Below are 21,903 nucleotides of genomic sequence, written 5' to 3'. Positions count from 1 at the left end.
CACGAGGAGCACCATGACCCGAGCGTCCGGCATCACCGTCGACGCCCCCCGTTTCGAGCACCACCGCTTCGACCCGCACCGGCCGCCCCTCGGCATCGGTGCGTCCAGGCCACGCCTGACCTGGACCGTCACCGCCGCACCACCGTCCTGGACGCAGGACGCGTACGAGATCGAGATCCGCACCGGCGGCGGCACCGCCAGCCACCTGGTGCGCTCGGCCGAGTCCCGGCTGGTGCCGTGGCCCGGCGAGCCGCTCGGCTCCGCCGAACGCTGCGCCGTCCGCGTCCGGGTGCACGGCGGCGGCCGAGCCGGCGACTGGAGTCCCTGGTCGGAGGCGGAGACCGGGCTGCTGACGGCGGACCGCTGGCAGGCCGCGGCCGCCGCGCCGCCGCCGTCGCTCACCGGCCCGCCCGACGGCCCGGCGCCGCTGCTGCGCCGCGGCTTCGATCTGCGCGAGCGGCCCGTGCGGGCCCGCCTGTACGTGACCGCGCACGGCCTGTACGAGGTCGAGATCAACGGCCAGGTCGTCGGCGACGACGTGCTCGCCCCCGGCTGGACCAGCTACGGCCACCGGCTCCGCTACCGCACCCACGACATCACGGCCCTGCTGCGGCCCGGACCCAACGCGATCGGCGCGATGCTCGCCGACGGCTGGTACCGGGGCCGCGTCGGCTTCCTGGACGGCAGCACCGCCACGTACGGGACGCGCACCGCGCTCATCGCCCAGCTCGAACTCGTCTACGCCGACGGCGGCACCGAGACGCTCGTCACCGACGGCTCGTGGCGCGCCGCCCCCGGCCCGATCACCGCGACCGGCCTGTACGACGGCGAGAAGCACGACGCCCGGCTGCTGCCCGGCGGCTGGTCGTCGCCCGGGTTCGACGACTCCGGCTGGCTGCCCGCGGACGTGCTCGACCACGACCCCGCCCTGCTGGTGGCCCCCGACGGCCCGCCGGTGCGCCGGGTCGAGACGCTCGCCCCCGTCGCCACCCTGACCGGGCCGTCCGGCGAGACCATCCTCGACTTCGGCCAGAACATCTCGGGCCGGCTGCGCATCCGCGTGCAGGGTCCCGCCGGGCACACCGTCTCCCTGCGCCACGCCGAGGTCCTGGAGGACGGCGCGCCGGCCGTGCGCCCGCTGCGCGGCGCGGCCGCGCACGACACCTACACCCTGCGCGGCGGCGGGGCCGAGGAGTGGGAGCCGCGCTTCACCATCCACGGCTTCCGCTACGCCGAGGTGACCGGCTGGCCGGGGGAGATCCCGCCGGACGGCGTGGTCGCCGTCGTCTGCCACACCGACATGCGCCGCACCGGCTGGTTCGGCTGCTCGGACCCGCTGCTGGAGCGGCTGCACGAGAACGTGGTGTGGAGCATGCGCGGCAACTTCGTCGACATCCCCACCGACTGCCCGCAGCGCGACGAGCGGCTCGGCTGGACCGGCGACATCCAGGTGTTCGCCCCGGCCGCGGCGTTCCTGTACGACTGCGCGGGCCCGCTCGCCTCCTGGCTGCGCGACCTCGCCGCCGAGCAGGCCGAGCTGGGCACGGTCCCGCCCTACGTGCCGTGGGTGCAGGTGCAGTTCCCGCCGCTGCCGGCCGCCGCCTGGGGAGACGCGGCGGTCCTCGTGCCGTGGGTGCTGTACGAGCGCACCGGCGACCTGGAGCTGCTGCGGCGGCAGTATCCGAGCATGCGGGCCTGGGTGGACCAGGTCGCCGAACTGGCGGGGCCGGACCGGGTGTGGTCCGACGGGTTCCAGTTCGGCGACTGGCTCGACCCGTCCGCCCCGCCGGACGCGCCCGCCGACGGGCGCACCGACCCCTACCTGATCGCCACCGCCTACCACTTCTCCACCGCCTCCATCCTGGGACGGGTGGCCGGGCTGCTCGGCCACGAGGACGACGCGGCCCGTCACGCCGCTCTGGCGGGGGAGGTGCGGGAGGCGTTCCGGCGGGAGTACGTCACGCCGTCGGGACGGCTGGTCGGCGACAGCCAGACGGCCTACGCGGTCGCTCTGCGCTTCGGGCTGCTCGACGACGGCGGCGAGCGGGAGAGGGCCGGGCGGCGGCTGGCGGAGCTGGTCGCCCGCGACGGGTACCGGATCGGCACCGGCTTCGTCGGCACCCCGCTGGTCTGCGACGCCCTCGCGGAGACGGGCTCCCACGACGCGGCCTACCACCTGCTGACGCAGCGGGAGTGCCCGTCGTGGCTCTACCCGGTGACGATGGGGGCGACCACGATCTGGGAGAGGTGGGACAGCCTCCTGCCCGACGGGTCGGTCAACCCGGGGGAGATGACCTCGTTCAACCACTACGCGCTGGGGGCGGTGGCCGACTACCTGCACCGCGTGGTGGCCGGGCTGGCCCCGGCGGCGCCCGGCTACCGCCGCCTGCGGGTCGCGCCGCGGCCGGGCGGCGGCCTCACCCAAGCCTCCGCCGCGCACGACACCCCGTACGGGCGGGCGGCGGTGTCGTGGCGGCGGGCGGGCACGGAGCTGACGGTCGAGGTGACGGTGCCGCCCGGCACGACGGCCGAGGTCGATCTGCCGGGTCGGGCCCCGGTGCAGGCCGGGCCCGGTGAGCACGTCTTCACCTGTGACTACCGCGCGGCGGATGACGACCCGCCGATCCCGGCCACGGCGGGCCCGTTCCCGCTCCCCGAACCCGTCGCGACGTCGTAGGTCACGAACGGGCGGGGCGCCACCGGCGTGGTGTCCCGCCCCTTCCTCACTCCGTCAGGTGAAGGGCCTGGCCACCTCGTCCAGGATCTCCTCGCCGACCTCCAGCAGGGACCGGGCCTCCTCCTCCTCGATCCACTGGAAGGTCGCCAGGCGCAGCGCCCCGAGGAAGGCCGCCGCCATCACCCGCGGCCGTGCCGGGGCGCGCCGGTCGGCGATGGCCTGCGCCAGCTCGCGTTCGAGTGCGGCGTGGTTGGCGAGCTGGCGTGCCAGCAGCGCCGGGTGCTTCTTGGCCAGCCGGGTGCGGATCGCCCACTCGCGGTCGGGGGTGCCGACCTCCTCGTACAGATCCAGGATCGTGGCCCGCATGGCCTGCCACGCGCTGTGGCCGGGAGGCTGCTCCTGCACCAGCGCCACCAGCCGGCGGAAGCGTTCCTCCTCCCCGTACAGGAGGGCGTCTTCCTTGCCGGCGAAGTAGTTGGAGAAGGTGCGGCGGGAGATGTTGGCGGCGTCGGCGATGGCCTCGACCGTCACGCCGTCGAAGCCGTGCTCGACGACGAGCCGCAGCGCCGCCTCGTGCACGGCCTGCCGGGTCTCGGCCTTCTTGCGCTCGCGCAGTCCCAGCGTCGTGGTGTCCATCTTGCGGTCACTCTACCCGCCGGGAATAGATGCGCAATGCGCAAACTTTCTCAATGGGAAGTAGAGTATCCGGTCGTCACCCCGAGATCCGAAACGGAGGTCGCGCGTGAGCGCACCCATGACAGCACCTGCCGAGCCGATGACGCATCGGCAGGTGCTGAAAGCCCTCAGCGGGTTGCTGCTGGTCCTGTTCGTCGCCATGATCAGCGGCACGATCGTGTCGGTCGCGCTGCCCCAGATCATCGGCGCGCTGAAGGGCACCCAGTCGCAGTACACCTGGGTCGTCACCGCCTCCCTGCTGGCCGCCACCGCGTCGACGCCCATCTGGGGCAGGCTGGCCGACCTCTTCAGCAAGAAACTGCTGCTCCAGATCTCCATCGTGATCTTCATGGTGACCTCGCTGGCCTGCGGGTTCGCCCAGAACACCGAGCAGCTCATCGCCTTCCGGGCGCTGCAGGGGCTCGGCATGGGCGCGCTGCAGATCCTGGTCCAGGTCGTGATCGCCGCGATGATCAGCCCCAAGGAGCGCGGCCGCTACAACGGCTACCTCGGCGCCGTCATGGCCGTGGCCACCGTCGGCGGGCCGCTGCTCGGCGGGCTCATCGCCGACACCTCGTGGCTGGGCTGGCGCTGGTGCTTCTTCATCGCCGTGCCCTTCACCGTCGTCGCCCTGGGCCTGCTCCACAAGACGCTGCACGTCGCCACCGTCCGCCAGGACAACGTCAAGATCGACTACGCCGGGGCGACCCTCATCGCGGCCGGCGTGAGCGTGCTGCTCATCTGGATCACGTTCGTCGGCAACTCCTTCGACTGGCTGTCGTGGCAGACCGCGGCCATGGCCGGCGGCGGCGCCGTCCTCCTGGCGCTGGCCACCTGGGTGGAGACCAGGGCCGCCCAGCCCGTGGTGCCGCTGCACGTCATCCGCCGCCGCACCCCCGCCCTGGCCATCGTGGCCAGCCTCGCGGTCGGCATGGCCATGTTCGGCGGCTCGGTCTTCCTGGGCCAGTACTTCCAGATCGGCCGCGGCTACACCCCGACCGAGGCGGGCCTGCTCACCATCCCGATGATGGCGGGCGTGCTGGTCTCCTCCACGATCAGCGGCCGCATGGTCTCCAGGAGCGGCAAGATCAAGCCGTACATCGTGACCGGCTCGATCGTGCTCACCCTGGGCTTCCTGGTGCTGTCGACGATGGACCACCAGACCTCGCTGTACCTCATCGGCGCCGCCATGGTGCTGGTCGGCGTGGGCGTCGGCATGTCGATGCAGAATCTGGTGCTGGCCATCCAGAACACCGTCCCGCTGCGCGAACTCGGCGCGGCCAGCGGCGCCATCACGTTCTTCCGCTCGCTCGGCGGCACCATCGGCGTCTCGGTCCTCGGCGCCGTCCTCGCCAACCAGGTCGCCACCAGCATCAGCCAGGGTCTGGCCAAGGCCGGCATCCCGGCCTCGGCCAGCGGCGGCGCGGCCACCCTCGACATCGCCGCCCTGCCGGAGCCGATCAAGACGATCGTCCGATCCGCGTACGGGGACGCGACCGGTCACATCTTCCTCATCTCGGCGGGGCTCTCGGTCGTGGGCGTCATCGCCACCCTCTTCTTCAAGTCCGTCACCCTCCGCGACACCCTGGACCTCCCGGACCCCAAGCAGGCGGACGAGCACCCGGTCCCGGCCTCCTGACACCGGCCCCTTCCCGTGCCGAGCCGCCAGGATGAATCCGTGACTCCTGATCATCGGGTGATCCGGGTCGAGAAGATGCTCGACGGCGGTACGGGGTTCAGCGCCGCCTGGACGGCCGTGGGGGACAAGGTCACCGTTCCCGTGGCGTCGCGGCCCGTCCCAGACTCCAGGCTCCTGTCCTCGATCGGGCGCGGCCTGCGTGCGTGCGGCCAGACCCGCGTCCTCGCCGCGCCGCTCGGTGCACGGCGAGTCGAGACGATCCTGGTGGGCGATGGCGCCCTCGCGCTCCCGGGTTCGTGGGCCGGCTCCGACGTCGTCATGACTTTGCCCGACATGTCGGGAGCGGTCCTCATGACCATGCGGCAGTACGCCCTCGTCTCCGGCCCTCGTGCGTTCGTCGCGGCCTGCCTCGCTTGCGGGACCGAACAGGCGAAGGCGGATTTCGCGCGGCTCGCGCGGCGGCTCGCCACGACGAATCCCTTCCTGCTGGAGGTCGCGGCGGCTCATCCGCCCCGATGGCCCTCCTGGCGGACGCCGGCGGAGGTGCCACCGGAGTCGGTCACCCGGAGGAAACTCTCGCTGATCGACGGGTTCGTGGCGGGCCGTCTCGACGTCGAGCGGTTCCGCCACGCTTGGGTGGCGGCGAGAAGGGAAGCCATGGCGGCGGGGGAGCGGGCGCACGGCGATCTCGGCCGGCTTCTCGACGAGGCGTTCCACGAGATCGACGACTACGACGTGTACTCCGACGAGCGGGAGTTCACGCGGAGGATGACCGTGCTGCACGCCCGGCTCCACCGCATGTCGCGCAGGCAGGAACCCCGCTGACAGTCGGGTTCGCCCACTCCACCCGCGCGGGTCAGTCCGCCTTCTTCCAGCGGGCGATCAGCTCGTCGTAGTCCAGGGTCTCCGGCTTGCCGCGCTCGTCCGGGAGCTTCGCCACGGGCGCGCCCGGCTGGTCGAACCAGTACTGCGCGTCCCGTTCCTGGTTCAGCTTGGGCGCGCACTGGCCGCCGTAGCCGCGGCGCTCCAGCCGGGACAGGATGTCGTCCTGCTGCTTGGCCAGGCTGTCCATCGACTGCTGCGGCGTGGTCTCGCCGGTGACGGCGGTGGCCACGTTCTGCCACCACAGCTGCGCCAGCCGCGGGTAGTCCGGCACGTTCGTCCCGGTCGGCGTCCACTGCACGCGCGCCGGGCCGCGGTAGAACTCGATCAGCCCGCCGTACTTCTCCGCGTTCTGCTCGAAGTACTCGCTGCGGATGTCGGTGTCGCGGATGAACGTCAGCCCGACGATCGACTTCTTCAGCGACACCGTCTTGGACGTGACGAACTGCGCGTACAGCCAGGCCGCCGCCCTGCGCTCGGCCGGGGTGCTCTTCAGCAGCGTCCACGAGCCGGCGTCCTGGTAGCCGAGCTTGTGGCCGTCCTTCCAGTACGCGCCGTGCGGGCTCGGCGCCATCCGCCACTTGGGCGTGCCGTCCTCGTTCACCACCGGCAGCCCCGGCTGGGTCAGGTCGGCGGTGAAGGCCGTGTACCAGAAGATCTGCTGGGCGATGTTGCCCTGCGCCGGCACCGGGCCCGCCTCGCTGAAGTTCATGCCCGCGGCCTCGCGCGGGGCGTACTTCTTCAGCCAGTCGACGTACTTGGTGAGCGCGTACACGGCGGCGGGCCCGTTCGTGTCGCCGCCCCGGCTGACGGACGAGCCGACCGGGCGGCAGTTCTCCACCCGGATGCCCCAGTCGTCCACCGGCAGCCCGTTCGGGATGCCCGGGTCGCCGTTGCCCGCCATCGACAGCCACGCGTCGGTGAACCGCCACCCCAGCGACGGGTCCTTGCGCCCGTAGTCCATGTGGCCGTAGACCTTCTGGCCGTCGATCGTCCCGTCACCGTTCACCTTGCTGGTGAAGAAGTCGGCGATGTCCTCGTACGCGGCCCAGTTGACCGGCACCCCGAGCTCGTAGCCGTACGCGTCCCTGAACTGCTTCTTGACGGCCGGGTCGGTGAACCAGTCGTAGCGGAACCAGTACAGGTTCGCGAACTGCTGGTCGGGCAGCTGGTAGATCTTCTTGTCGGGCCCGGTGGTGAAGCTGATCCCGATGAAGTCCTCCAGGTCCAGCGTCGGCGAGGTGACCGCCTTGCCCTCCCCGGCGATGTAGTCCGACAGCGGCAGCACGTAGTCGCCGCGCGCGTGGGTGCCGATCAGGTCGGAGTCGTTGACGTAGGCGTCATAGATGTTCTGGCCGCCCTGGATCTGCGTCTGCAGCTTCTCGATCACGTCGCCCTCCTGGATCAGGTCGTGCTTGAGCCTGATCCCGGTGATCTCGGAGAACGCCTTGGCGAGCTGCTGCGACTCGTACTCGTGGGTGGTGATCGTCTCCGACACCACGTTGATCTCCATGCCGCGGTACGGGGCCGCGGCCTTCATGAACCAGTCCATCTCGGCGAGCTGCTGCTCCTTGGAGAGCGTGCTCGGGGTGAACTCGGTGGACACCCACCGCTGGGCGGCCGCCTTGGCGTCGGCCTCCCTGAACTCGCCGCCGCCTGCCGAGCCGCCGCCCTGCGAGCAGCCCGTGGCCAGCAGGACGAGCACGGCCGCGCAGATCGTGCTCCTCTTGGGGATCTTCCTGCCGAACGGCATCGCCGCCTCCTTAGTCAGCCCCACATCCCGATCGCCAGCACCACCAGGAACGCCACCGCCAGCGCCAGCCACATGGACAGATCGGTGACGGCGATCCACCCGGCGAGCACGGCGGCCCCACTGATGAGGCCGATGTACAGCCGGTCCCCCCGATCGGTCTCGATGCGCAGGAACCCCCGCCGCGACACCGGCGGCGAGATCCTCGCCCAGATCGCCATCCCGCACAGCAGCAGGCCGAGGCCGACGAAGACGGCGGCGGTGGGCCCGGTCCACACCATCCAGTCGGGCATCGGCTACACCCTCCCCAGACTGAAACCCTTGGCGATGTAGTTGCGGACGAACCAGATGACGATCGCGCCCGGCACGATCGTCAGCACCCCGGCCGCCGCGAGCAGCCCCCAGTCGACGCCCGCCGCGCTCACCGTGCGGGTCATGGTGGCGGCGATCGGCTTGGCGTTCACCGACGTGATCGTGCGCGCGATGAGCAGCTCGACCCAGCTGAACATGAAGCAGAAGAACAGCGTGACGCCGATCGCCGACCGGATCATCGGCAGGAAGATCCTGACGAAGAACCGGGGCAGCGAGTAGCCGTCGATCGCGGCCGTCTCGTCGATCTCGCGCGGGATCCCGGACATGAAGCCCTCCAGGATCCACACCGCGAGCGGCACGTTGAACAGCATGTGCGCGATGGCCACGCCCAGATGGGTGTCGAACAGCCCGACCGCCTGGTAGATCTGGAAGAACGGCAGCAGGAACACCGCGGGCGGCGCCATCCTGTTCGTCAGCAGCCAGAAGAACAGGTGCTTGTCCCCGGCGAACCTGAACCGGGAGAACGCGTACGCGGCCGGCAGCGCGATGACGAGCGACATGACCGCGTTCATGGACGTGTAGACGATCGAGTTGAGATAGCTGGAGTACCACACCGGGTTGGTGAAGAACGTGACGTAGTTGTCGAACGTCACCCGCTCCGGGATGAGCCGGAAGCTGCCGAGGATGTCCTGGTTCGGGCGGATCGACATGCCGAACATCCACAGCAGCGGCAGCATCAGCGTGATCCCGTACAGCCAGAACACCGTCCGCGCCCACGGCAGCCTCCGCACCGTGCTCACCTCCCGGTCCTGGTCAGCACGGTGAAGAACACGTAGCAGACGATCTGCACGGCCAGGAAGTACAGCAGCGAGAACGCCCCCGCCGGCCCCAGGTCGAACTGCCCGACCGCGATCTTCGACAGCAGGACGCTGAGGAACGAGGTCGCGTTCCCCGGCCCGCCTCCGGTCACCACGAACGGCTCGGTGTAGATCATGAAGCTGTCCATGAACCGCAGCAGGATCGCGATCGTCAGCACCCCGCGCAGCCGCGGCAGCTGGATGTGCCGGAACGTCGCCCACGCCGACGCGCCGTCGATCTGCGCCGCCTGGAAGTACGGGTCGGGGATCGACCGCAGCCCCGCGTACGCCAGCAGCGCCACCAGCGGCGTCCAGTGCCACACGTCCATGACGAGCACGGTGATCCACGCGTCGGCGGCGTCCAGCGTGTAGTTGTAGTCCAGGCCGAGCACGTTGTTGACGGCCCAGCCGCCGAGCCCGATGTCCGGCCGGGCGAAGATCTGCCAGATCGTGCCCACCACGTTCCACGGGATGAGCAGCGGCAGTGCGACCAGCACCAGCGCCGCCGGCACGCCGAGACCGCGACGCGGCATCACCACCGCCACCGCCACGCCCAGCGGGATCTCCAGCAGCAGCACCTGCGCCGAGAACAGCAGCGTGCGGACGAACGCGGCCCGCACCTCCGGGTCGCGCGCCACCGACCGGAACCACTCCAGGCCGACGAAGAGCCGGTCGTCCGGGCTGAAGATGTCCTGCACCGAGTAGTTCACGACCGTCATCAGCGGGATGACGGCGGTGAACGCGACCGACACCACCACCGGCAGCACCAGGAACCAGGCCCGGTTGGCGCGCCGCTTGCCCGGGGCCCGGTCCTCGGCGGCCGGCTCCGTCCGCCGCGAGGGGAGGGCGGCCGTCACGGGGCGCTCCCCGGCAGCGGCTCGACCACCCCGCACCGGACCGCGTCCCTGAACAGGAACGCCCGGCCCTCCGCGAAGCGCAGGAAGGTCACGGAGCCCGGCTCCCGCACGGCCGCCGCGTCCGTGCGGGCGACCAGCGGGTGCCCGTTCACCTGGGTGTGCACCAGATCGTACGCGCCCATCCGGTCGATCCCGGTCACCCGGGCGGCGAGGCCGGGCGGCGCCTCCTCGCTTGTGAGCCGCACGAACTCCGGCCGCACCCCGATCCGCACCGGCCCCGGCGGCAGGTCGCCGGACGCCCGGCCGACTGCGGCGTCGCCCACCCGCACCAGCCCGCCGGCCACCGCCCCGTCCAGCACGTTCATGCCGGGCGAGCCGATGAAATGGCCGACGAACTCGTGCGCGGGCGACAGGAACAGCTCGCCCGGCTCCCCGGCCTGCACGATCTCGCCGTCGTTGAGCACCACCACCTCGTCGGCGAACGTCAGCGCCTCCGTCTGGTCGTGGGTGACGTAGACCAGCGTGTGCCCGGTGTCGCGGTGGATCTCCTTGAGCTTGCTGCGCAGCGTCCACTTCATGGCCGGGTCCACCACGGTCAGCGGCTCGTCCAGCAGCACCGCGGCCACCTCCGGGCGGACCAGGCCGCGGCCCAGCGCCACGATCTGCTGGCGGCCCGGGTCCAGCCGCCGCGACCGGCGGCGCAGGTGCTCGTCCAGCCCGAGCAGGCCCGACACCCGGCGCACCCGCCGGTCCACCTCCTGCCTCGGGTACCCGCGGTTGCGCAGCGGGAAGGCCAGGTTGTCGTAGACCGACATCTGGTCGTATAACACCGGGAACTGGAAGACCTGCGCGATGTTCCGCCCCGCCGGCGGCACCCCGGTCACCTCGCGGTCGTCGAACCAGATCCGTCCCCGCGTCGGCGTCAGCAGCCCGCTGACGATGTTGAGCAGCGTCGTCTTGCCGCACCCGCTCGGCCCGAGCAGCGCGTACGCCCGGCCGGTCCGCCAGGTCCACGTCATCGGCTTCAGCGCCCACGTGCCGCCGCCGTCGTAACTGTGCGCCACGCCTTCCAGGCGGATCTCAGCCATGCGGGCGGACCTCCGCCCCCAGCGGGGCATGCAGCCGCGCGCCGTCCTCGCCGAACACGAACACCCGCGCCGGATCCACGTACGCCACCGCCGGCTCTCCCGGCTCGTACGGGTGCGTGCCCGCCAGATGCGCCACCAGGTGCGTCCCGCCCTCCAGCAGCAGGTGGACGAACGTGGCGCTGCCCGTCACCTCCGCCAGCCTGATCTCGGCCGGGAACTCCAGCATCCCGGGGCCGGCCCGTTCGATGCCCACCTGGTGCGGGCGCACCGCCACCACCACCACCCGCCGGTCCGGCCCGGTCAGGCCCGGCGCGGGGAACGAGGCGCCCAGGCACTCGATCCGGCCGTCGCGCACCAGGCCGGGCAGCAGGTTCAGCGGCGGGTCGCTGAGCGTCGCGGCCACCTCCAGCGTCGGCGGCCCGGCGTACAGGTCCGCGGGGTCGCCCCGGTGCCGCACCCGGCCCTCGCCCAGCACCACCGCCGGCGCGGCGAAGGACAGCGCCTCGTTCGGGTCCGCCGTCGCGTACAGCACCACGCCGGGGGAGTCCCTGAACATCCGCTTGAGGTCGGCGCGTAACTGCTCGCGCAGCTTGAAGTCCAGGTTGGCGAGCGGCTCGTCGAGCAGCAGCACGTCCACCGGCCGGGCCAGGGCCCTGGCGATCGCGGTGCGCTGCTGCTGGCCGCCCGACAGCTCGCCGGGACGGCGGCCGAGCAGCTCGCCGATGCCCATCAGCTCCGCGACCTCGCGCACCCGCCGGTCCACCTCGCCCTTGGGGAACTCCGCGGCCAGGCGCAGCGGGGAGGCGATGTTCTCGTAGACGGTCAGCGACGGGTAGTTGATGAACTGCTGGTAGACGAAGGCCACCGACCGCTTGCGCACCGACACGCCGGTGACTTCCTCGCCGTTGACCACCACCCGCCCGGCGTCCGGCGGCAGCAGCCCGGCCACTACCCGCATCAGCGTGGTCTTCCCCGCGGTCATCGGCCCGAGGAGCGTCGTCATGCCACCGGATGACTCCAGGTGGATGTCGTCGAGCCAGATCTCCCCGCGCCGGCGTACGGAGACGCCATCGATGACGAGCGTCACTGTGCCCGGTCCTTCCCGGAACAGGTGTCAGCTACCGCGACGATCGAGACTTTTCACCTCTAGTTAACATGATCCACAACCTCGTGCAAAGGCCGGATTTTGTGGTGCGAAGCGGGATTTATCCGGCGGGAAGATGAGAATCCACAGGCACCTCTTGTACGCAGAGTTACTTTGTGATTACGGTGGGTAGCAATCCCGGGGTGACCCGATTACCCGCCCAAGGAGGGCACATGCGACCCACCACCCGCTCGCTGACGGCCGCCGCGCTCGTGGCCGCCGGCCTGCTCGCCGCTACCCCCGCCCACGCCGTCGTCGACCCGGTCGCGGTCTCGCTCTGTCTGGCCGAGAGCGCCGCCGGTGCGACCAGTCTCGTCGACCCCAGCTCGCCGGGCATCCCGGCCGAGCTCCCCGCCGTCCACTGCCTGGCTCCCTGACACCTTCCCCCAGGCCGGTGGCGAGGGCGGCGCGGTCTCCAGCCGCGCCGCCCGGACGGATCCCCCGGTCCCCGCCCCCGCGCGCGTCCCCCCACTTATGAACGAAGGAGCTGCGATGTCCGACCGAGCCCTGGCCGCCGCCCTCGCCGCGGCGGCGATCGTCCTGCCGCCTCATATCGGCGGCGAACCGATCGCCCGCCTGGAGGCCGTGGTCCAGCACGTGAACATCCTCACGTCCTAGATGTATCCGCAGCTGCGCACCCTTCCCGCCCGCCGGCGCGCCGCCAGCCGGCTCGGCTATGTGATGTTCCTGAGCCGCTGGATCCAGGCGCCGCTCTACTTCGGCCTCATCGCCGCCCAGGTGGTCTACGTGTGGCGGTTCATGGCCGAGCTCGTGCATCTCGTCCATCTGGGATTCACCGGCCATCCGGCCGAGACCACCGTCATGCTCATCGTGCTCGGCCTGGTCGACGTGGTGATGATCTCCAACCTGCTGATCATGGTGATCGTCGGCGGCTACGAGACGTTCGTCTCGCGGCTGCGCATCGAGGGCCACCCCGACCAGCCGCAGTGGCTCTCCCACGTCAACGCCAACGTGCTCAAGGTCAAGCTCGCGATGGCCATCATCGGCATCTCGTCCATCCACCTCCTCCAGATCTTCATCAACGCGGCCAGACCGGCCGTCACCGACAGGGAGCTGCTTTGGAAGACACTGATCCACCTGACCTTCATCGCCTCGGCGGTGGCGCTCGCGCTGATCGACCGGATCATGCAGAGCAGCCGCCACCGCTCCGACCAGACGGCCGGTCCCGCCGGCGCCTCGCCGTCACGGGTCTCGGCGGCGTGATCGCCGGCCTGGTGTGCGCCGCCGCCCCCGCCGCCCCCGCCGCCGCCGAGGCTCCCGAGACCGCCAAGCCCGCCTCCTCCCTGATCGGCGATGTGATCATCTTCAACGACGAGATCGTCGAGCCGGTCTCCGCGCCGGTCAGCACCTGCGGGGCCGCGCTGAAGCTGCTCAGCACGGGCACCAGCACCTGCGCCGACGCCTCCCGGGTGTCGGACGACGACGCCTGACGAGGGCCCACCAGACCGTGCCCGCCCCTCATCTCCCCCAGCGGGGGCGGGCACGCCATCATGGAGAACAGGCACTTCGCTCGATGAAAGTTTCACGAGATTGCCGATAATTTCAGCTCTCCACCTGCTCTAACAGCAGCGTGCGCGCGCGGGCATTGACCCTGTCTCCTGCCTGTCCCTACCGTCCCGGCAGGGATCCCGAAGACGCCGAAAGATTTCGGGACCGGATCTTGGCAAGCTTCCGGAGGTAGGTGCTCGTGCTTTCGTCAACCCCCATCAGACCCGGCAGCCGGCCCAGGACGCTCGCGGCGGCGGCCCTGCTCGGGCTGCTCGCCGTGTTCTTCCTGCCGGCCGGCCCCGCCGACGCCTCGGCCCCACTGCGCCAGCACGCCGCGGCGCGGGGCAAGTTCATCGGCACCGCGCTCGCCACCGGACCGCTGTCGAACGAGACCCAGTACCGGAACATCGCGGCGACCGAGTTCAACCAGATCACCGCCGAGAACGCGATGAAGTGGGACGCCACCGAGCCCAACCAGGGCCAGTTCAACTTCTCCGGCGCCGACACCATCGTCAACTTCGCCACCCAGAACAACCAGCAGGTGCACGGCCACACCCTCGTCTGGCACAACCAGACCCCCGGCTGGGTGCAGGGCCTGGGCGCCACCGCCATGCGCTCGGCCATGCAGAACCACATCAGCCAGGTCGTCGGCCGCTACGCCGATAACGCCGCCGTCGTCTCCTGGGACGTGGTGAACGAGGTCTTCGAAGAGAACGGCAACCTGCGCTCGTCGTTCTGGTACAACACGCTGGGCCAGAGCTACATCGCCGACGCCTTCCGCTACGCCCGCGCCGCCGACCCGGACGCCCGGCTGTGCATCAACGACTACAACGTCGAGGGCATCAACGCCAAGAGCACCGCCATGTACAACCTGGTGCGCTCGCTGCGCGAGCAGAACGTGCCCGTCGACTGCGTCGGCTTCCAGAGCCACCTGGCGATCCAGTACGGCTTCCCCAGCGACCTCCGGCAGAACCTGGAGCGCTTCGCCGCCCTCGGCGTCCAGGTCCGCATCACCGAGGTGGACATCCGCATGCAGATGCCCCGCAGCTCCAGCAAGGACACCACCCAGGCCAACTACTACCGGGACGTGATCCAGGCCTGCCTGGCCGTGAACGCCTGCGCCGGCGTCACCATCTGGGGCTTCACCGACCGGCACTCGTGGGTGCCCGACACGTTCTCCGGCGAGGGCGCCGCGCTCATCTACGACGAGAACTACCAGCAGAAGCCGTCCTACACCGCCGTCCACAACGCGCTCGACGGCGGCACTCCCTCCGACACCACCCCGCCCACCACCCCGGGCACCCCGGTCGCCTCCAACGTCACCGGCAGCTCGGCCACGCTGACCTGGTCGGCCTCCACCGACTCCGGCGGCAGCGGCCTGGCGGGCTACAACGTCTACCGCGAGCAGGGCACCACGGACCCGCAGCTCGGCCAGTCGTCCACCAACTCGATCAACCTGACCGGGCTGTCCGCCGACACCCAGTACCAGGTGTACGTGCGAGCACGTGACGGCGCCGGCAACCTGTCCAGCCCGTCCAGCGCGGTCACCTTCACCACCACCGGCGGCGGCGGCCCGAGCGGCCCCTGCACCGCCACCGGCACCGTCCAGACCCAGTGGGGCAACGGGTACGTCATCCAGCCCGTCACCGTGACCAACAGCGGATCGTCGGCCATCAACGGCTGGACCGTCACCTTCACCCTCCCCGCCGGCCACAGCGTCACCGGCTCCTGGAACGCCACCCTCACCACCAGCGGCCAGACCGTCACGGCCAAGAGCATGGGCTACAACGGCAACCTCGGCCCGAGCGCCAGCACCTCGTTCGGCTTCCAGGTCAGCCGGCCCAACGGCAACACCCAGACGGTGTCCGGCTACACCTGCGCCTCACCGTGAGATCCCCGCGCGGGTTCGAGGGAGGCACGGCGAGCGCCGAGGAGCCCGCGCGGTCACCCCTCTGACCCTCCGCCCGCGTTCCGTTCCTCCGTCCCCGTGACTGCCTCGACGGGGCGGAGGAACGGAACCACCCCGTCCCGCCGCCCCGTCCCGTCCGGGACACCCCTCTCCGGTACGAGACGGGGGCCGGCGGGACGGGGTTTCCGTCCGTCCCGCCCCGGCGCGCGTACCATGATCCCTCTGCCGTACCGTCTGCTCCAGGGGACGAGAGGGGAGCGCCGATGGTGACGGAGCCCGTGCGGGCGGAGGCGCTGCGGCTGGCCGGCGGGGGAGACCTGCCCGCCTACGTGTACGACCTGCCGGCGCTGCGTGCGCACGCCGCCGGAGTGCGCGGCGCGCTGGCCGGGACCGCCGAGCTCTACTACGCCGTCAAGGCCAACCCGGCCGCCGAGATCCTGCGCGCGCTCGTCCCGTACGTGGACGGCTTCGAGGTGGCCTCCGGCGGCGAGCTGGCGCACGTGCGCGAGGTCGCCCCTGACCTGCCGATCGCCTTCAGCGGACCCGGCAAGACCGACGCCGAGCTGGCCCTCGCCCTGACGCCCGGCGTGCACCGGCTGCACGTGGAGAGCCCCCGCGAGCTGGCCCGCCTGATCGCCCTCGGCGCCCCGGCGGACGTGCTGCTGCGCGCCAACCCGGACCTGCCCGGCGAGGACACCCGGCAGGCCGCCGCCAGCCCGTTCGGCATGGACCAGGACGGCCTGGCCGCCTGCCTGCCGCTGCTGGCCGCCGCCCCGCACATCCGGGTGCGCGGTCTGCACACCCACCTGACCTGGGCCCAGCACGACGCCCCCGCCATGGCCGCTCTGGCCCGCCGGGTGACGTCCTGGGCGCTGCCCTGGCTCCGCGCACACCTGCCCGGCCTCACCGAGCCGGAGCTGGACCTCGGCGGCGGCATGGGCGTCGACTACCGGGCGCCGGACCAGGTGTTCGACTGGAAGGCGTACGCCGCCGCCCTGCCCGCCGCCCTGCCCGCCACAGGGGCGCGGCTCCGGGTCGAGCCCGGCCGGTCGCTCACCGCGTACCACGGCTGGTACGTCACCGACGTGCTCGACGTCAAGCGCAACCACGGCCGCGACTACGCCGTCCTGCGCGGCGGCACCCACCACCTGCGCACCCCCGTCGCCCGCGGCCACGACCAGCCGTTCACCGTCCTGCACCGGGCGATCGCCGGCCCCGCGCTCACCGGCCCGGCCACCCTGGTCGGCCAGCTCTGCACGCCCAGGGACGTGCTCGCCCGCGACGTCCCGGTGACCGGGCTGCGGCCTGGCGACCTCGTGGTGTTCGAGCTGGCCGGCGCGTACGCCTGGAACCTGTCCCACCACGAGTTCCTCATGCACCCGCCGCCGCGCTTCCGCTACCTCGACTGAGACCGTGCCGGGTCGGGTATCTACCGGCTCTCCTACCAAGGAACGGGTGCGAATGATCTTTGACGACCAGCGGGAACCGTTGCGGGTGTGGCAGTACGCCGAACGGTATCTGGGCGCGGGCACCCGCGCCTACAGTCGTTTCTCCGCGGACCTGGAGATCTCCGAGCCGTACCATCCGCAGCTCGGCCTCGACCGGTTCGCGGTGCCGACCTTCCGCGTGCCGCCCGAGCGGGGGACCTTCCTGCGCAACGCGCTGGAGTCCACCACGGTCAAGCTCTACCGGGGCGGCGACGGGTTCCTGCTGCCCGTGCACCCCGAGACGCTCGCCTTCCCCGGCCTGCCCGACCGGGACGCGCTCACCGAACGCGGGCCCGACCTGACCGTGGTGCCGTCGGCCAACGCCCGCACCGTGTTCGTCGAGCGCATCGGCGACGAGCCGGTGGAGCCGCACTTCGTCAAGCTCCACTACCCCCGGCGGCTGTCGCGCTTCACCCGGCGGCTGCGGCGGCCGATCATCTCGGTGCAGCTCTGGGCGGCCGAGGAGCTGTCGGCGGCCGGGCTGCCGGTCCTCCCCGAGGTCGCCGCCGGAGTCCTGGGCGCCGACCCGGCCGAGGCCTGGGGCTTCCTGATCCGTGAGATCCGCCCCCACCTGCTCCCCGGCCCGGCCCGGGGGACCCCGCGGTTCACCGTGCCGCTGTTCGCGCTGTACGGGCAGGACGTGCGCGGCCCCGACGACCCGCCGCTCATGGCGCAGCTCGCCGCCCGCAGCGGCGAGGACCCCACCGGCTGGCTGGCGAGCCGGGTCGTCGCCCCCATGGTGCGCCTCTGGCTGCGCGCCGTCTCCGCCACGGGCTGCGTACCGGAGCCGCACGGCCAGAACACGCTGTTCGCGTTCGACCCGGACGGCCGCCGCACCGCGATCCTGTACCGCGACTGCGGCGTCTACATCGACCCCGCCACCCGCGCCGAGCGCGGCCTGACCCGCGACCTGCCGCCCGTGAACGTCATCTCCCGCGACGTCGAGCAGCCGCGCGAGCGCGTCTTCAGCCTCACCTACGACAGCTTCATGGGCCACCACGCGCTCGAACGCCTCGCCAGGGTCGCCGCGGACACCCTCGGCGTGGACCCGGAGCACCTGCGGCGCGCCGCACGGGAGGAGTTCGCCGCCGGGCCGCGCGTCGGCCTGCCGCCCACCGTCCACTACTACGAGGACCGCCTGCATGCCAACGGCCGGTGGAACCTCGTCGACACCGGCGAGCCCCCCGCCTGGCGCTAGCTACAGCAGCGCCTGGTAGACGAGCTGCCGCAGCCTGCTCCTGATCGGATGGGTGTCCGAGGGGAGGAGCTGGGTCATGAAGACGACCGTCAGCTCCTCCGCCGGGTCCACCCAGAACGCGGTGCTCGCCGCCCCGCCCCAGCTGAACTCGCCCGCCGAGCTCAGCGTCCGGTGCCGGGCGGCGTCCCGCACCACCGCGAACCCGAGCCCGAACCCGACTCCCGCGTACGGCACCTCGGCGAACACCGGCCGCCCGAACTCCTCCAGGTCGGCTCCGCCCGGCAGGTGGTTGCGCGTCATGTAGGCGACGGTGCGCGGGCCGAGCAGCCGCACCCCGTCCAGCTCGCCGCCGCGCAGCAGCATCTGGGTGAACCGGTGGTAGTCGCCCGCCGTCGAGATCAGCCCGCCGCCGCCCGACAGGAACGACGGCCGCCGCAGCTCCGCGCCCCGCGTGTCCATGGGCACGGCCCTGCGGTGGCGGTCCGCCGAGTAGAGCGTGGCCATCCGCCCCGCCCGCTCCCCGTCGATCCAGAACCCGGTGTCGTCCATGCCCAGCGGCCGGAAGATCCGCTCGCTCAGGAACTCGTCGAGCGGCCGGCCCGACACCACCTCGACCAGCCGGCCGAGCACGTCGGTGGCCACCGAGTAGTTCCACTGCGTGCCCGGCTCGAACAGCAGCGGCAGCTCCGCCCACCGGTCGACCGCCTCGGCCAGGCTCATCCCGCGCGGCGCTCCCCGGTCGAACCCGGCCCGCCGGTAGAGCTCGTCCACGACGCTCACGTGCTGGAACCCGTACACCAGGCCCGAGGTGTGGGTGAGCAGGTGCCACACCCGCACCGGCTCCGCCGCCGGCCGGGTGACGGGGGAGAAGGTCGGCCCCTTCTCGTACACGCGCACGTCCGCGAACGCCGGAAGGTGACGGCTGACCGGGTCGGTCAGCTCCAGCAGCCCCTCCTCGTACAGCATCATCACCGCGACCGAGGTGATCGGCTTGGACATGGAGTAGATCCGGAACAGCGTGTCCGGCTCCACCGGGGCGCCCGACGCGACGTCGCGCGACCCGTACGCGGACAGGTGGGCGATCTCGCCGCGCCGGCTCACCAGCGCCAGCCAGCCGGGCAGCCGCCCGTCGTCCACGTACGGGGCGAAATGGGCGTCGATCCGCCGGAGGCGGGCGGAGTCGAGGCCGACGTCCTCCGGGTCGCAGGTCACCTTCAGCTCGCCCACCGCGCCTCCTCCGGAGCCCGGAACAAATCTAGAACAGGATTCTAGGCCGGTCGCGCGGCGTTGTGCAGCCCTCTGATCGCCAGCACGTACCCGTACACCCCGAAACCGACCACGATCCCTCTGGCAACCGGCGAGATGTAGGAGTGGTGCCGGAACGGCTCGCGGTGGTGCACGTTGGAGATGTGCAGCTCGATCACCGGCAGCTCCACGCCCTCGATCGCGTCGTGCAGCGCGACCGAGGTGTGGGTGTAGGCGCCGGGGTTCAGCACCGCGCCGACGGCCTGGCCGGCCTTGACCGCGGCGCCCGCCTCCTGGATCCAGTCGATGAGCTGGCCCTCGTGGTTGGACTGCCCGAAGACCAGCTCCAGGCCGAGCGCCTCGGCCTCCTCCCGGCACATCGTCTCGACGTCGGACAGGGTCGTGGTCCCGTACACCTCCGGCTTGCGGGTGCCGAGCAGGTTGAGGTTCGGGCCGTTGAACACGTAGACGGATGTCATCCGACTGATCGTACTCAGCCCTTGTAGTTGAAGACCTGCCGCAGCGTGTGCTGCACGGTGACCAGGTCCTTCTGGTCGTCCATCACCCGGTCGATCGGCTTGTAGGCCTCCGGGTGCTCGTCGACCAGCGCGGCGGCCCGGTCGGCGTTCCAGGTGCGGCCGCCCATCGCCGCCTTCAGCGACCTCGCCGACAGCTCGCGCTTGGCCTGGGTGCGCGACATCCGCCGCCCCGCCCCGTGCGCGCACGAGTGGTAGGAGTCGGCGTTCCCGCGCCCGCGCACGATGTACGACTGCGCGCCCATCGAGCCCGGGATGACGCCCTCGTCGCCGGTGTCCGCCTTGATCGCGCCCTTCCTGGTGATCCACAGCCGCTTGCCGTGGTGCGTCTCCAGCTGGGTGAAGTTGTGGTGGCAGTTGATGGTCCGCACCCTCCGGCCCGTGCCGACGACCTGGAACAGGGCGTTGACCAGGACCTTGTCCATGCGGGCCCGCGAGGCCATGGCGTAGTGCTGCGACCAGAGCATGTCCTCGATGTAGGCGTCGAACTCCGGCGTGTTCTGCACCAGGTAGGCCAGCGCCGGGTCCTCCAGGCCGATCGCCTGGCGCTTCATCAGGTTCTTCGCGCCGGTGATGTGCATGGTGGCGAGCTGGTTGCCGATGCCGCGCGAACCCGAGTGGAGCACGGTCCACACGCGGTCGCGCTCGTCCAGGCAGACCTCGACGAAGTGGTTGCCCGAGCCGAGGGTGCCGAACTGGCGGGCGACCTTGGTCTCCTGCTCCCGCGTCAGGCTCGTGTGCGGGTGGCCGAGCTCGCTGAGCGCCCGGTCGACCGACGGGTCCTGGTGTCCCTGGCCGACGCCGGCCGGGATGCGGCGCTCGACCAGCGACATCAGGGCGGCGAGCGTGTCGGGCAGGTCGGCGGCGGTCAGCGTGGTCTCCGTGGCGACCATCCCGCAGCCGATGTCGACGCCGACGGCGGCCGGGATGATCGCGCCCTCGGTGGGGATGACCGAGCCGACCGTCGCGCCGATGCCCACGTGCGCGTCGGGCATGAGCGCGACGTGACCGGACACGATCGGCATCCGGGCGGCGCGGGCCGCCTGCTCGATCGTGCGGTCGTCGATCTCGCTGGCCCAGGACAGCAGGTTCGGGGCGGGCTGGTTCGGCATGACGGGAAACTCCTTGATCGTCCTTGATCCAGTCTGCCCTGGAACCGCCGCTCCAGCCCACTCATTTACGCTGGCACGGAATATGGGACGGTTAATTGAGCTTGTTACGATCATCCTGTTACGGCCCTTTGCGGGTGGAGCGTGGGTGGAGCGTGAGCTGTGCTGCCTGACCCGACCGGATCCACGACCGAGGAGATCCTCGCGGGCGGTGGCGTCAACGTGGTCGTCCGCGTCGGCGACACCGTGCGCAGGCCGGCCGGTCCGTGGACGCCCGCCGTGCACGCGCTGCTCGGCCACCTCGCCGCGCGCGGCTTCACGGGCGCGCCCCGCGCCCACGGCCTCGACGGGCAGGGCCGCGAGATCCTCGACTTCGTCCCCGGCACGGCCGCCTGCGACCCGGTGCCCCCGTACGTGCGCGACGACGCCACCCTGCGGGCCGTGGCCGGCCTGCTGCGCGCCTACCACGACGCGACCACCGGCTTCACGCCGCCCGGCGACGCCGCGTGGTACTTCCCGCCGCGCGAGCCCGCCGAGGTCGTCTGCCACGCCGACATCGCCCCGTACAACTGCGTCTTCCGCGACGGCGCGCCCGTCGCGTTCATCGACTTCGACACCGCGCACCCCGGGCCGAGGCTCTGGGACGTCGCGTACGCGGCCTACCGGTTCGTCCCCCTGACCGCCCAGGGCCACGGGGAGGCGCCGACGCCCGTGCCCGAGCAGGCGCGGCGGCTGGGGCTGTTCTGCGACGCGTACGGGCTCGCCGCCGCCGACCGCGCGGCCCTGACGGACGTCGTGGGGGAGCGCCTGCACGGCATGGCGCGGCTGATCCGCGAGAAGGCGGCGGCGGGCGATGCCGCCTTCGCCGCCCACCTGGCCGGCGGCCACGACGCGCTGTATCTCGCCGACGCGGCCCACGTGGCACGCCACGCGCTCGTCCTCCAGGAGGCCGTACGGTGATGCGCCGTTTTGAGACCGGACACAAGGCGGACGTAGGCTGTCCTTTTGGCGACCACGGGAGGTGACGCC

Annotated in this window: 21 protein-coding genes; 11 read left to right on the top strand and 10 right to left on the bottom strand. The window is 71.6% G+C overall.

The features are described from left to right. The first annotated feature begins 13 nt into the window (after window positions 1–13). Window positions 14–2,677, top strand: coding sequence for a family 78 glycoside hydrolase catalytic domain (locus tag ACIBF7_RS35030; RefSeq protein ID WP_397199058.1), 2,664 nt, complete (start codon window positions 14–16; stop codon window positions 2,675–2,677). A gap of 54 nt (window positions 2,678–2,731) precedes the next feature. Here ACIBF7_RS35030 and ACIBF7_RS35025 read toward each other — a convergent pair whose 3' ends face one another. Beyond that, entirely contained in the window at window positions 2,732–3,313 is a 582-nt protein-coding gene (locus ACIBF7_RS35025) for a TetR family transcriptional regulator (protein WP_219545772.1), read from the bottom strand. A 118-nt stretch (window positions 3,314–3,431) separates the two neighbouring features. Here ACIBF7_RS35025 and ACIBF7_RS35020 point away from each other — a divergent pair, with 118 nt between their 5' ends. Together ACIBF7_RS35020 and ACIBF7_RS35015 are read left to right on the top strand one after the other, a co-directional pair. Beyond that, a complete protein-coding gene (locus tag ACIBF7_RS35020) occupies window positions 3,432–4,991 on the top strand; it encodes an MDR family MFS transporter (RefSeq protein WP_397199057.1) in 1,560 nt (519 codons plus the stop codon). A gap of 39 nt (window positions 4,992–5,030) precedes the next feature. After that, window positions 5,031–5,816, top strand: coding sequence for a hypothetical protein (locus ACIBF7_RS35015; RefSeq protein WP_148031359.1), 786 nt, complete (start codon window positions 5,031–5,033; stop codon window positions 5,814–5,816). A 31-nt stretch (window positions 5,817–5,847) separates the two neighbouring features. Here ACIBF7_RS35015 and ACIBF7_RS35010 read toward each other — a convergent pair whose 3' ends face one another. Genes ACIBF7_RS35010 through ACIBF7_RS34985 form a run of 6 tightly spaced genes read right to left on the bottom strand, consistent with a single transcriptional unit; the run spans window position 5,848 to window position 11,824 of the window. After that, the gene (locus tag ACIBF7_RS35010; RefSeq protein WP_397199056.1) at window positions 5,848–7,626 is read right to left on the bottom strand and encodes an ABC transporter substrate-binding protein; all 1,779 of its coding nucleotides are present in this window, start codon (window positions 7,624–7,626) and stop codon (window positions 5,848–5,850) included. A 14-nt stretch (window positions 7,627–7,640) separates the two neighbouring features. After that, window positions 7,641–7,916 carry a DUF2160 domain-containing protein gene (locus tag ACIBF7_RS35005; RefSeq protein WP_397199055.1) on the bottom strand — a complete coding sequence of 92 codons (276 nt, stop codon included), beginning with the start codon at window positions 7,914–7,916 and terminating at the stop codon, window positions 7,641–7,643. Window positions 7,917–7,919: 3 nt separating this feature from the next. Beyond that, window positions 7,920–8,672 (bottom strand): carbohydrate ABC transporter permease, encoded by a 753-nt coding sequence (locus ACIBF7_RS35000; protein WP_148034532.1) that lies wholly within the window; start codon window positions 8,670–8,672, stop codon window positions 7,920–7,922. A 59-nt stretch (window positions 8,673–8,731) separates the two neighbouring features. Continuing rightward, window positions 8,732–9,649 (bottom strand): carbohydrate ABC transporter permease, encoded by a 918-nt coding sequence (locus ACIBF7_RS34995; protein ID WP_397199054.1) that lies wholly within the window; start codon window positions 9,647–9,649, stop codon window positions 8,732–8,734. Then, a complete protein-coding gene (locus ACIBF7_RS34990) occupies window positions 9,646–10,737 on the bottom strand; it encodes an ABC transporter ATP-binding protein (protein ID WP_397199053.1) in 1,092 nt (363 codons plus the stop codon). Before ACIBF7_RS34990 ends, ACIBF7_RS34995 begins: the two co-directional genes overlap by 4 nt. Continuing rightward, window positions 10,730–11,824, bottom strand: a complete 1,095-nt coding sequence (locus ACIBF7_RS34985; RefSeq protein ID WP_397199052.1) for an ABC transporter ATP-binding protein — start codon at window positions 11,822–11,824, stop codon at window positions 10,730–10,732. The genes ACIBF7_RS34990 and ACIBF7_RS34985 overlap by 8 nt, the downstream gene beginning before the upstream one ends. 230 nt (window positions 11,825–12,054) lie before the next feature. Between ACIBF7_RS34985 and ACIBF7_RS34980 the strand changes: the two genes are divergently transcribed. From ACIBF7_RS34980 to ACIBF7_RS34950, 7 genes are all read left to right on the top strand, one after another. Next, complete coding sequence (locus tag ACIBF7_RS34980; protein WP_364230640.1) at window positions 12,055–12,258, top strand: hypothetical protein; 204 nt, start codon at window positions 12,055–12,057, stop codon at window positions 12,256–12,258. Between the two features lie 115 nt (window positions 12,259–12,373). Continuing rightward, window positions 12,374–12,499, top strand: a complete 126-nt coding sequence (locus tag ACIBF7_RS34975) for a hypothetical protein (RefSeq protein ID WP_261808515.1) — start codon at window positions 12,374–12,376, stop codon at window positions 12,497–12,499. Next, complete coding sequence (locus tag ACIBF7_RS34970) at window positions 12,500–13,105, top strand: TIGR00645 family protein (RefSeq protein ID WP_148031365.1); 606 nt, start codon at window positions 12,500–12,502, stop codon at window positions 13,103–13,105. Beyond that, entirely contained in the window at window positions 13,102–13,332 is a 231-nt protein-coding gene (locus ACIBF7_RS34965; RefSeq protein ID WP_271278407.1) for a hypothetical protein, read from the top strand. Before ACIBF7_RS34970 ends, ACIBF7_RS34965 begins: the two co-directional genes overlap by 4 nt. A 257-nt stretch (window positions 13,333–13,589) precedes the next feature. Further along, entirely contained in the window at window positions 13,590–15,281 is a 1,692-nt protein-coding gene (locus tag ACIBF7_RS34960; protein WP_271278406.1) for an endo-1,4-beta-xylanase, read from the top strand. Window positions 15,282–15,562: 281 nt separating this feature from the next. Then, window positions 15,563–16,708, top strand: a complete 1,146-nt coding sequence (locus ACIBF7_RS34955; protein WP_271278405.1) for an alanine racemase — start codon at window positions 15,563–15,565, stop codon at window positions 16,706–16,708. A gap of 52 nt (window positions 16,709–16,760) precedes the next feature. Further along, entirely contained in the window at window positions 16,761–17,984 is a 1,224-nt protein-coding gene (locus ACIBF7_RS34950) for an IucA/IucC family C-terminal-domain containing protein (RefSeq protein WP_397199051.1), read from the top strand. Here the strand turns inward: ACIBF7_RS34950 and ACIBF7_RS34945 are convergent, their stop codons facing one another. From ACIBF7_RS34945 to ACIBF7_RS34935, 3 genes are read right to left on the bottom strand one after another with little or no spacing between them, the layout of a single operon-like run. Further along, window positions 17,985–19,211: a serine hydrolase gene (locus tag ACIBF7_RS34945; protein ID WP_271278403.1), complete on the bottom strand. Its 1,227-nt coding sequence runs from the start codon at window positions 19,209–19,211 to the stop codon at window positions 17,985–17,987. Between the two features lie 41 nt (window positions 19,212–19,252). After that, on the bottom strand, window positions 19,253–19,708 hold the full coding sequence (gene aroQ / locus ACIBF7_RS34940; RefSeq protein WP_271278402.1) for a type II 3-dehydroquinate dehydratase: 456 nt from the start codon (window positions 19,706–19,708) through the stop codon (window positions 19,253–19,255). 14 nt (window positions 19,709–19,722) lie between these two features. Further along, window positions 19,723–20,877: an RtcB family protein gene (locus ACIBF7_RS34935; RefSeq protein WP_148031371.1), complete on the bottom strand. Its 1,155-nt coding sequence runs from the start codon at window positions 20,875–20,877 to the stop codon at window positions 19,723–19,725. A gap of 159 nt (window positions 20,878–21,036) precedes the next feature. Between ACIBF7_RS34935 and ACIBF7_RS34930 the strand changes: the two genes are divergently transcribed. Next, window positions 21,037–21,834, top strand: coding sequence for a phosphotransferase enzyme family protein (locus ACIBF7_RS34930; protein ID WP_397199050.1), 798 nt, complete (start codon window positions 21,037–21,039; stop codon window positions 21,832–21,834). Window positions 21,835–21,903 lie beyond the last annotated feature (69 nt).

This window comes from Nonomuraea sp. NPDC050478, assembly GCF_044458265.1.
GTDB classification, from domain to species: Bacteria; Actinomycetota; Actinomycetes; order Streptosporangiales; family Streptosporangiaceae; genus Nonomuraea; species Nonomuraea ferruginea.
Note: the sequence above shows the minus strand (reverse complement) of the source record. Positions and strands in the feature narration are given on the sequence as shown.

Excerpts from the sequence above, each read along its gene's own strand:
- ACIBF7_RS34950 (WP_397199051.1), top strand. The coding sequence starts at position 16,761 with ATGATCTTTGACGACCAGCGGGAACCGTTGCGGGTGTGGCAGTACGCC.
- ACIBF7_RS34955 (WP_271278405.1), top strand. The coding sequence starts at position 15,563 with ATGGTGACGGAGCCCGTGCGGGCGGAGGCGCTGCGGCTGGCCGGCGGG.
- ACIBF7_RS34935 (WP_148031371.1), bottom strand. The coding sequence starts at position 20,877 with ATGCCGAACCAGCCCGCCCCGAACCTGCTGTCCTGGGCCAGCGAGATC.
- ACIBF7_RS35005 (WP_397199055.1), bottom strand. The coding sequence starts at position 7,916 with ATGCCCGACTGGATGGTGTGGACCGGGCCCACCGCCGCCGTCTTCGTC.
- ACIBF7_RS34990 (WP_397199053.1), bottom strand. The coding sequence starts at position 10,737 with ATGGCTGAGATCCGCCTGGAAGGCGTGGCGCACAGTTACGACGGCGGC.
- ACIBF7_RS34975 (WP_261808515.1), top strand. The coding sequence starts at position 12,374 with ATGTCCGACCGAGCCCTGGCCGCCGCCCTCGCCGCGGCGGCGATCGTC.
- ACIBF7_RS35025 (WP_219545772.1), bottom strand. The coding sequence starts at position 3,313 with ATGGACACCACGACGCTGGGACTGCGCGAGCGCAAGAAGGCCGAGACC.
- ACIBF7_RS35010 (WP_397199056.1), bottom strand. The coding sequence starts at position 7,626 with ATGCCGTTCGGCAGGAAGATCCCCAAGAGGAGCACGATCTGCGCGGCC.
- ACIBF7_RS35000 (WP_148034532.1), bottom strand. The coding sequence starts at position 8,672 with ATGCTGCCGCTGCTGTGGATGTTCGGCATGTCGATCCGCCCGAACCAG.
- ACIBF7_RS35020 (WP_397199057.1), top strand. The coding sequence starts at position 3,432 with ATGACAGCACCTGCCGAGCCGATGACGCATCGGCAGGTGCTGAAAGCC.
- ACIBF7_RS35030 (WP_397199058.1), top strand. The coding sequence starts at position 14 with ATGACCCGAGCGTCCGGCATCACCGTCGACGCCCCCCGTTTCGAGCAC.
- ACIBF7_RS34970 (WP_148031365.1), top strand. The coding sequence starts at position 12,500 with ATGTATCCGCAGCTGCGCACCCTTCCCGCCCGCCGGCGCGCCGCCAGC.
- ACIBF7_RS34980 (WP_364230640.1), top strand. The coding sequence starts at position 12,055 with ATGCGACCCACCACCCGCTCGCTGACGGCCGCCGCGCTCGTGGCCGCC.
- aroQ (WP_271278402.1), bottom strand. The coding sequence starts at position 19,708 with ATGACATCCGTCTACGTGTTCAACGGCCCGAACCTCAACCTGCTCGGC.